The sequence below is a fragment of the Brevibacterium otitidis genome (assembly GCF_042429315.1).
Classification (GTDB): domain Bacteria; phylum Actinomycetota; class Actinomycetes; order Actinomycetales; family Brevibacteriaceae; genus Brevibacterium; species Brevibacterium otitidis.
In genome coordinates, this window is sequence record NZ_JBHMAU010000002.1 from 23,113 (window position 1) to 32,399 (window position 9,287).

General features: G+C 66.6%; 7 protein-coding genes. 5 read left to right on the top strand and 2 right to left on the bottom strand.

Annotation, left to right across the window (positions count from 1 at the left end; genetic code table 11):
• Nucleotides 1–158 precede the first annotated feature (158 nt).
• Both ACFFN1_RS00115 and ACFFN1_RS00120 read right to left on the bottom strand, forming a co-directional pair.
• Nucleotides 159–605 (bottom strand): peptidase inhibitor family I36 protein, encoded by a 447-nt coding sequence (locus tag ACFFN1_RS00115; protein ID WP_376837467.1) that lies wholly within the window; start codon nucleotides 603–605, stop codon nucleotides 159–161.
• A 193-nt stretch (nucleotides 606–798) separates the two neighbouring features.
• A complete protein-coding gene (locus ACFFN1_RS00120) occupies nucleotides 799–1,926 on the bottom strand; it encodes a cation:proton antiporter (RefSeq protein WP_376837469.1) in 1,128 nt (375 codons plus the stop codon).
• A 160-nt stretch (nucleotides 1,927–2,086) separates the two neighbouring features.
• On the opposite strand from ACFFN1_RS00120, the gene ACFFN1_RS00125 reads away from it, so the two are divergent.
• From ACFFN1_RS00125 to ACFFN1_RS00145, 5 genes are all read left to right on the top strand, one after another.
• Nucleotides 2,087–2,257 carry a helix-turn-helix transcriptional regulator gene (locus tag ACFFN1_RS00125; RefSeq protein WP_376837478.1) on the top strand — a complete coding sequence of 57 codons (171 nt, stop codon included), beginning with the start codon at nucleotides 2,087–2,089 and terminating at the stop codon, nucleotides 2,255–2,257.
• Between the two features lie 862 nt (nucleotides 2,258–3,119).
• A complete protein-coding gene (locus ACFFN1_RS00130) occupies nucleotides 3,120–4,541 on the top strand; it encodes a 3' terminal RNA ribose 2'-O-methyltransferase Hen1 (protein WP_376837471.1) in 1,422 nt (473 codons plus the stop codon).
• Complete coding sequence (locus ACFFN1_RS00135) at nucleotides 4,538–7,060, top strand: polynucleotide kinase-phosphatase (RefSeq protein WP_376837473.1); 2,523 nt, start codon at nucleotides 4,538–4,540, stop codon at nucleotides 7,058–7,060. Before ACFFN1_RS00130 ends, ACFFN1_RS00135 begins: the two co-directional genes overlap by 4 nt.
• Before the next feature lie 92 nt (nucleotides 7,061–7,152).
• On the top strand, nucleotides 7,153–7,464 hold the full coding sequence (locus ACFFN1_RS00140) for a hypothetical protein (protein ID WP_376837475.1): 312 nt from the start codon (nucleotides 7,153–7,155) through the stop codon (nucleotides 7,462–7,464).
• A 304-nt stretch (nucleotides 7,465–7,768) separates the two neighbouring features.
• A complete protein-coding gene (locus ACFFN1_RS00145; protein ID WP_446680466.1) occupies nucleotides 7,769–9,061 on the top strand; it encodes an ISL3 family transposase in 1,293 nt (430 codons plus the stop codon).
• Nucleotides 9,062–9,287 lie beyond the last annotated feature (226 nt).

The following is a 9,287-nucleotide window of genomic DNA, read 5'->3' on the forward strand; positions in this document are numbered from 1 at the left end:
GTGGTCGTCGGACCGCCACCCCCGATATTCGCTTCGGATGCTCGCGCGCGGCTCATCAGGCACCTCGAGCGTGGGTCCGGCATCGCTGTCAGCAGCTGTGCCGCAACCGCTGGCGGTGAGCATGATTCCCACCGCCAGCAACGCGCCTGAAGGGCACTTCAGCATGTCTTCTTGCCTGTGGTGTTCTTGTGCGAGCTGCCCTTCTTCTCATGCTTGCCGCTGCTGGCAACCGATTGTCCTGCCTTCAAGCAGATCGTCTTGCTCTTGTAGTTCTTGTCCTTGAACACCTGTACAGATCGGTTCTGCCACTTGTTGCGCCAGGAACGGTCTTTGTCGTTCACTTTCCGATAAATCGAGCACTGACTCGACGCGAACCAACAGCTCCAGTCAAACCAGGCCTTTCTCGTCCCGAACCAATCGCCTTTGAAGTCTGTTTTTGTATAGACACAGAAATCGCCTGTCTCGCATTTTCCTGCTGCGGTTGCGCTGAACGCCGGCGCGTCTGCGGGGGAAGCTGCGGTGGCAGGGACAACGGCTGCGCTCGTGAGCAGCACAGCAATCAACGGAGTCGCGAGGGCGACGCGGGGGAGGATTCGTTTCATCATGCACTTTCGATAGAGGGCACTCGCCGATGAGACAGGCGGCGACATCTGCTGTCGCAGAATTGACAGTAGTCAGCAGTTGCCATCATTCTCATGTCATTGCGGACACAAAACGATAACAATTCGCGTGCGCATATCGACATATCAGCACAATGCATCTGCAGTTGCGTCTCGATGCGCCGTCTGGGGCGGGTGCTCAGCGGCGCATCCCGGCTGTCAAGTGGGTGACGATCGGCTGGGTGCCGATGCCGTGGAGCAGCACGCTACCGCCGAGGACGAAGACGGTGACCGAGATGACGATGGCGGCGCTCTCGGTGTCGGGGAGCGCGTTGAATGCCAGCAGACCGAAGACCACCGAGGCGGTGCCGCGCGGACCGAGCAGTGCTATGAGCACCCGTTCCCGACCGGCGAGCTGCGAGCCGAGCAGCCCCAGCAGGACCGGCACGATGCGGATGACAGTCAGTGCCAGGAGCACCAGGAGCAGTACCGGCCAGACATTGCCGAGCACCTGGCCGATGAAGATGACGCTGGCGCCGAGCGCGAACCACAGCATCATGTTGTTGATGACGCTGATGTCCTCGGCTAGCGACAGCTCCTCATGCAGCGCGCGGGTGCGGCGCACCATGCGGAAGACGGTGCCGGCGACGAAGGCGGCGACGAACCCGTTGCCGTGTACACTCACGGCCAGCGCATACGTCAGCAGCGGCACGGCGACCAGCCCGATGCGCATCGACTGCGCACTGAACCACCCTCGTCGATCAGCGGCGTTGCCCAACATGCCGTAGGCGAGCCCGATGGCCAGTCCGGTGACCACCGCGATGAGGAACGCCGGGATCGCCTGACCGAGCGCTGCCTCGGGCCCGCCGTGCTTGGCGTCGCCGGCAAGAGCGAGCGCGAAGAGGAACAGCGGAGTGATGATGCCGTCGTTGTAGCCGCTTTCGAGGTTGAGAATGTGGCGCATCCGCTGCGGAATCGCGGTGTCTTTGACGATGGAGGTCACCGGTGAGAAGTCGACTGGGACGATGACGCAGGCCAGCGCCAGGGTCACGACCAGGCTGAGATCCGGCAGCAGCACCGAGGCGAACATCCAGGCGAGGAACAGGCTGATCGGCAGGGCGATGAACAGCAGCCTGAGCACAGGACCGCGCATCGCTTTCATCGCCCCATAGCGCACCTCGGTGGCGTCGACGAAGAGCAGCAGGGCGAGGACGAGCTCGGCGATGCGCTCAGCGGCGTTGGAGTTGAGGAAGAGGGCGAACCCGACGTCGTCGCCGATGATGAGGCCGGCCGCCGCCCCGCCGATCGCCATGGCCAGCGTGCCCATGAGCCGCAGCGGCCGAGTGCGCGGGCGAACAGCGCCCAGACGGCGATGAGCGCGCTGGTGAGGAGGAGAGCTGTGAGCATCGGGGGGCTTTCGAGGTCGTGCGGCAGGTTCGCCTAAGCGTATCGGAGGCTGACTGAAAGAGGAGCCGGGAACCGCCGGTCTGACCCAGGCTCAGCTGGCCGCCGAGGTGAGAGTCTCGCGGCAGACGATCATCGCGATCGAACGCGGTGACTACTCCCCCAGCGTCTATCTCGCCCTCAGAGCAGCCCGTGCACTGGACACCACCATCGAAGCGCTCTTTTCGCTCGACGACGCTCCAGCCGCCAGATGACACCACCCACACTCCGACAGGCCCCGTGGAAGGAATCACCACGCAGACCCGCCCGACCTCCCCCACCCCACGGGCCGACGCCATCGCCGGCGGCAGATACGGCAGCAGCTGCGGGGCTAGGGCGAAGCGGCTCATCGTTTCCAATGCCGCTGCCGCGCGCTCATCGGCAGCATCGTCGGCGGTCTCGCAGGTTTGGCCGCCGTGGCCATCGTCGCCAAGCTCGTGGCCGGTCGTGCTCGCCGCCGCGAGGCCGACGCTCCCGCCGAGGACTGACCCTTACGCCCCCGATCTCTACGCCGTCCCCCGATCCCCACACTGTGCCCGGTCCCGCCTCGTGGAGCCGGGCACAGTACTGACCAGTACAATCGGCCCACCTGACTTGGCTCAAATTGGTGTTATGTAGATCATATTGACACTGTGACCTGCGGGTTTGGGCTGTGAAGTGCTGGAATTCCTGACTAATCGGGTGGTTAGGGTGGCGGTAGGCTGTGGGATATGCCACTGCCGAGGATCCGTACTGTGCCGACTGCTTCTGGGGCGACGGCTGTGCAGGTGATCTGGCGGTATGTCGGGAACAGGCCTGTGCTTGATCATGTGGGTTCGGCGCATTCGGATGAGGAACTCGCGTTGCTCATCGCTGAAGCGCAGCGTCTGATCGATGGTGATCAGCTGGCCCTTGACATCGGGATCCCTGGCGCGGCGGTGTCTGCGGGGACGGGGTCGGTGGATAATCCGGTGGAGGTTTCGGCTGAGCGGGCTGGTTTTCTGCTGGATGCTATCCGTGGGGTGTTCTGCCTGCNCCACACTGTGCCCGGTCCCGCCTCGTGGAGCCGGGCACAGTACTGACCAGTACAATCGGCCCATGTTCCTCTCGCTCACGCTGCACGGCGAACCCGGGATCCCCGCCCGCGACCTCGGTTTCATCCTGCACAAGCACCCTGATCGCGTACACACCGCGCAGCTGAGCTTCGGCACCGCACAGGTCTTCTACCCCCGCGCCGACGACGACGTCTGCCAGGCCGCACTGTGGGTCGACGTCGACACCGGCAAGCTGGCGAAGCTCGGGCAGTTCCGGCGCGATTCCTTCCACCTCTCCGGCTACATCAATGACCGCCCCTGGGCGGCGTCCTCCCTGCTCGCCGTCGCCCTGCGCAGCGTCTTCTCCACCGCCATGGCCGGTACCCTCGCCAGCCGCCCCGACCTCGCTGCCACCGAGTTCCGTCTCGAAGCCCAGGTCGCTGCCGTGCAGACGACCCCGCAGGCCGCCGCCGAGGTGTTCGCGCCGCTCGGCTGGGAGGTCACCACCGCCTCGGGACCGGAGGGCCTGGCACCCAATCTGCACCTGCACGGGCGGGCCACCGTGCAGGCGCTGCTGAATGAGCTCTACGTCCTCATCCCCGTTCTCGACGGCGGCAAGCACTACTGGGTCGATGAGTCCGAGATCGACAAGCTGCTCGACCGGGCCGGCACATGGCTGGCCGCCCACCCGCAGCGCGAGACGATCATGCACCGCTACCTCGCCCAGCAGCGCCGCTATGTCCGTGCCGCCGAGCAGCGGCTGGACAGCGTGCCGGCCGATCCCGGCGCCGAGGCGGCTGCTGCGTCCGATCCCGGCGCCGAGGCAGGCGGCGCGTCCCGGCAAGCGCTGCGCGAGCTGCGCCGCGAGCGTGTGCTGGCGGAGATCACCGCGCTGCGCCCACGCAGCGTCGTCGACATCGGCTGCGGGGCCGGTGCGCTGCTGGCACGCCTGCTGGGCAATCCGCGGATCGCCTCCGTCATCGGCACCGACGTCTCCGCAGGTGAGCTCAGCCGCGCCGAGCGGGCGCTCAACATCGACCGGATGCCCGAACGGCAGGCCGCACGGCTGGAGCTCATCCAGTCCTCGATCACCTACATCGACGAGCGCATCGCCGAGGCCGACGTCGCCGTGCTCATGGAGGTCATCGAGCACATCGACCCGAGCCGGCTGCCGGCAGTTGAGGCGAGCCTGTTCGGCCACGCCGCACCCTCCCACGCCATCGTCACCACTCCCAACCGCGAGTACAACGCCTGCTATCCGGGGCTGGCCGGCGGGCAGTTCCGCCACCCTGATCACCGGTTCGAGTTCTCCCGCGCCGAGTTCGCCTCGTGGGCGGCAGCCGTCTGCTCACGCTACGGCTACGTCGTCGACATCGACGGGATCGGCGATGCTGATCCCGTGCACGGCCAGCCGACGCAGATCGCGGTGTTCTCCCGCACCTTCACTGCCGAGGAGCCCGTCACCGCCGTGGAGCCGGCCGCATGACGACGATCTCGATCCCCGACCCCAGCCTCGTCGTCCTCGTCGGCATCTCCGGATCCGGCAAGTCGACGTTCGCCGCGACCCATTTCGGGCCCTATGAGGTCGTCTCCTCCGACACCTGCCGCGGCATCGTGTCCAACGACCCGAACGACCAGTCGGCCACCGCCGCAGCGTTCGACCTGCTGACCGACATCGTCACCCGCCGCCTGCAAGCGGGCCTGCTCACCGTCGTCGACGCCACCTCCCTGCACCCGCGCGACCGGGCAGCACTCGTGCAGCTCGCCCGCGACAACGACACACTCCCCACGGCGATCGTGCTCGATGTGCCGCTGCCGGTGGCCCAGGAGCGGCACGCAGCGCGCACCGACCGGCCATTCGGCTCCGAAGTGATCGAGCGTCAGCATCGCAGCCTGCGCTCCGGGCTCAAGCGGATCGGCCGCGAGAAGTTCCGCGGGGTCACGGTGCTCTCCTCACCGGAGGAGATCGCCGCAGCGCGCATCGAGCGCCGGCCGCTGCGCTCGGACCAGCGGCATCTGCACGGCCCCTTCGACATCATCGGCGATGTCCACGGCTGTGTCAGCGAGCTGCGCACCCTGCTGCGCGAACTCGGCTACCAGCTCTCTACCTCAGGCACGGATGCCGTCCACCCCGAGGGACGCACTGCGGTGTTCGTCGGCGACCTCGTCGACCGCGGGCCCGACAGCACCGGAGTGCTGCGTCTGGTCATGGGCATGGTCGCGGCCGATCATGCCCTGTGTGTGCCGGGCAACCACGAGGCCAAGCTCGTGCGCGCCCTCGACGGCCGCAACGTCACCCGCAGCTACGGGCTGGCCGAGACGATGGACCAGCTTGAAGCCGAGCCGGCCGAGTTCCGTGCCGCGGTCCGTGACTTCGCCGATGGGCTCGTCGCCCATCTCGTCCTCGATGACGGCAGGCTCGTCGTCGCCCATGCCGGGCTGAAGGAGGAGTACCACAACCGCGCCTCGGGCCGGGTGCGGCAGTTCGCGCTCTACGGCGACACCACCGGCGAGGTCGATGATACCGGCCTGCCGGTGCGCCTCGACTGGGCTGCCGAGTATCGCGGCGCCGCCCGGGTGGTCTACGGTCACGTCCCGACTGCGCGTCTGACGTGGGTGAACAACACGCTGTGTCTCGACACCGGCTGCGTGTTCGGCGGGGCGCTCTCAGCGCTGCGCTACCCGGAGCTTGAGACCGTGCAGGTGCCGGCCGAACGCCAGTGGTGCGAACCGGCCCGCCCGTTGACCGCGCCCGAGGCGTCAGACAGGGAACATGACGAGCTGCGGATCACCGATGTGCTGGGCATCGGCGGGGTCGAGACTGCGCGGATGGGACGGGTGGCGGTCCCCGATGAGCGCGCGGCAGCGGGTTTGGAGACGTTGAGCCGCTTCGCCCTGGCCCCGCAGCTGCTGCCGTATCTGCCGCCGACCATGGCGCCGGCGCCCACGAGCCGCGAGCCGGGGTATCTGGAGCACCCCGGCACCGCTTTCGACTACTACGCAGGGCGCACCGAGGCGGTCATCTGCGAGGAGAAGCACATGGGTTCACGCGCCGTTGTCATGCTCCGCCGGCCTGGCAGCCGTGCCGGCTCCGGCACCGGGCCCGAGGCGGTGGGCTCATATGCCTATACCCGCACGGGGCGTGCGTTCTTCCCCGCCGATGATGGTGTCCGCCTGCTGGCCCGGATGGCAGAGGCGGCTGAGACGGCTGGGCTGTTCGCCTGGCTCGAATCCGACTGGGTGCTGCTTGACGGTGAGATGCTGCCGTGGAACGTCAAGGCCGCTGAGCTCATCGCCAGCATCTACGCTCCCACGGCGGCTGCCGGCCTGCAGGCCACTGCGCTGACGGATGCTGCGCTGCAGGCGGCGGCAGCCCGCGGCATCGACGTCCCGGCAGCGCATGTGCCTGCCCGTCAGCAGGCGGAGATCACGCTGTTCCAGCAGGCCTTCGAACGCTATATCGGCGATGCCGGGCAGGTGCGCTTAGCGGCCTTCCAGGTCCTCGCGACGGCCGGGCAGACACATCACCACCGGCCGCATGACTGGCATCTGAGGATGGCTGACGCTCTTGTCGCTGCTGATGACACCGTGTTCTCACCGACTGCCCGCAGGGTCCTCGACCCGGCTGATGTACAGGCGGTCGCCGAGGCGACGGCGTGGTGGGAGGAGCTGACGGACGCTGGTGGTGAGGGCATCGTCGTCAAGCCGCTTGCCAATGCGGCAGCCGGTGGCGGCCGGCGTGACGGGGGCCTGCAGCCGGGCCTCAAGGTCCGCGGCCGCGAGTACCTGCGGATGATTTACGGCCCGGACTACTGCTCTGAGGAGCGGCTGGAGAAGCTGCGTGCGCGCAGCCTCAAGCACAAGCAGCTGCTGGCGCTGCGCGAGTACGCCCTCGGTCTGGAAGCCCTCGAACGGTTCACGGCAGGTGAGCCGCTGCACCGTGTGCATGCCCCGGTGTTCGGTGTGCTCGCTCTCGAATCCGCGCCCATCGACCCACGGCTGTGAGCGACCGTCTCATCGGAGCGCATTCCCAGCCTGGGCCGGTAGGCTCGGCACCGGACTCAGCCCCATCCCCGGTGCCATCCCAAGGAGCTGCCATGACCATGACCCGCAGACGCACACTCATGACCTTCGCTCCGCTGGCTTTCGGCGGGCTCGCGCTCGCGCTTTTCGCAGCGCTCATGGCCTATCTGTTCGTCTTCGACTCGATGCTCGGCCTGCCGGTCTCGACACTCGACGGCCCCGGCCCGACCTGGCCGATGACGGCAGCGACCATCTTGCTGACCTGCGCTGTGATCGCCCTGCCCACAGGTGGGCTGTGGGCTGCTGCGGTGACGGTGACTGCGACGCGGCGGAATGCTCAGCCGCGGCCGGGGAACGGCATGCCCGAGGCGGTCAGCGTCAGCTGATCGACCGTCGCTTCCAGCGGCAGCTCGGCGATATCGGCGATCATCCGCCCGGCGATCTCTGGATCGAAGCTCGGTTCAGCGCGCCTCGACCCATCGGGCTGGAGTGCGCCGTCGCCGGTGCCGATGGCGGTGAGGATCTCGGTTTCCGCATTGTCGGCTCTTCAGAGTTGAGTGTGGGCACGCCGATCGGGCAGGGGTGCTGGGGATAAGTATCGAGGTCCCTGATGATGAGTGGACTTTAACCCCCCGCTGATCTCAAGGACCTCGACAATGCCTACATTCTACGTGTCCCTGCGCTGTTGCTCTGGATCGCTGTGCCAGGTGTGACGTCCTGCTCGGATTGCCTGACTTCCATCTCATCCACGCCGAGGTCACCGACACTGCCGTCGTCCTCGACATCGAGGCCTGCGACCCGCTGACCGGCTGCCCCGGATGCGGCGTCATCCCGACCGGCCACGGACGCGTCACTGTGACCCTGGTCGACGCCCCATCCGCTGGACGGCCTGCCCGCCTGCGATGGCGCAAGCACCGCTGGATCTGCCGCGAGTCTGCCTGCCCGGTCGTGACGTTCCTCGAGCAGAACACGCAGGTCGCCGCCCCGCGCGGCCTGCTGACAACCCGCGCGGTGTCCTGGGCGATCCGTCAGCTGCGGTATGAGAACGCCTCTATCCAGGGGCTGGCTCGCCAGCTGGGCACGACCTGGAACACCCTGTGGTCCCAGATCCGGCCAGTGCTCAACACCGCCGCTGACGATCCGGCACGGTTCGACGGTGTTGAAGTCCTGGGCGTCGACGAGCATGTCTGGCATCACACGGACCCCCGCTGGCGAGGACCGAAAGAACTCACCGGCATGGTCGATCTCTCCCGCCACCAGCACCCGACGGCACGTCTGCTGGATCTCGTCCCGGGACGCTCAGCAACGGTGTACAAAGACTGGCTCGCCACACGCGGGCCCAGCTTCCGCCAAGGTGTGCAGGTTGCGACGCTGGACCCGTTCCAGGGATACAAGAACGCGATCGATGACCAACTCGACGACGCCACCTGTGTGCTCGATGCTTTTCACATCGTCAAGCTCGCCACCAGCGCTGTCGATGACGTCCGCAGACGCGTCCAACAGCAGACACTCAGGCACCGGGGCCGGAAGGGCGATCCGCTCTACGGCATCCGCAACCTTCTACGGGCCGGCCGAGAACGCCTCACCGAACGACAACAGAAACGGTTGCAGGCGGCCTTCGTCGCGCATGAGGATCATGTCGCTGTCGAAGTCGCCTACCAGTGCGCGCAGGACATCCGTGACATGTTCCACCAAGACACTCACGCTCAAGGGCGCAGGCTGGCCACCCGCGTGATCGAGACCTTACCGACGCGCCCGATCCCAGAGATCACCCGGCTGGGCAGGACCCTGCGGAAATGGAAGACGACAATCCTGGCGTACTTCGATACCGATGGTGCCAGCAACGGTGGCACCGAGGCGGTCAACGGGCTCATCGAGCTGGGCAGGCGGACCGCTCGCAGGTTCCACAACTTCGAGCACTACCAGCTACGAATGCTCCTCATCGGTGGGGGTCTGGACGCCTCACCCCACACTCAACTCTGAAGAGCCAGATATCACGGCGGCGATCCGCGCGCATCGTGCTTGAACACTTTCGCACTACCGGGAATCGCACCGTTGACCTGAGTAGATCCGATCGCGAAACATCTGAACGGCCTGCCGGGTCGGGGGGTGTCTAATGGGTTGTGTATGGGGGCCTGTCTGAAAGGATTTGTAGATGAGTGAAATTCATGAGCGTTGTGAGCGGTTGTCTGGTGCTGATGTTGTTGCT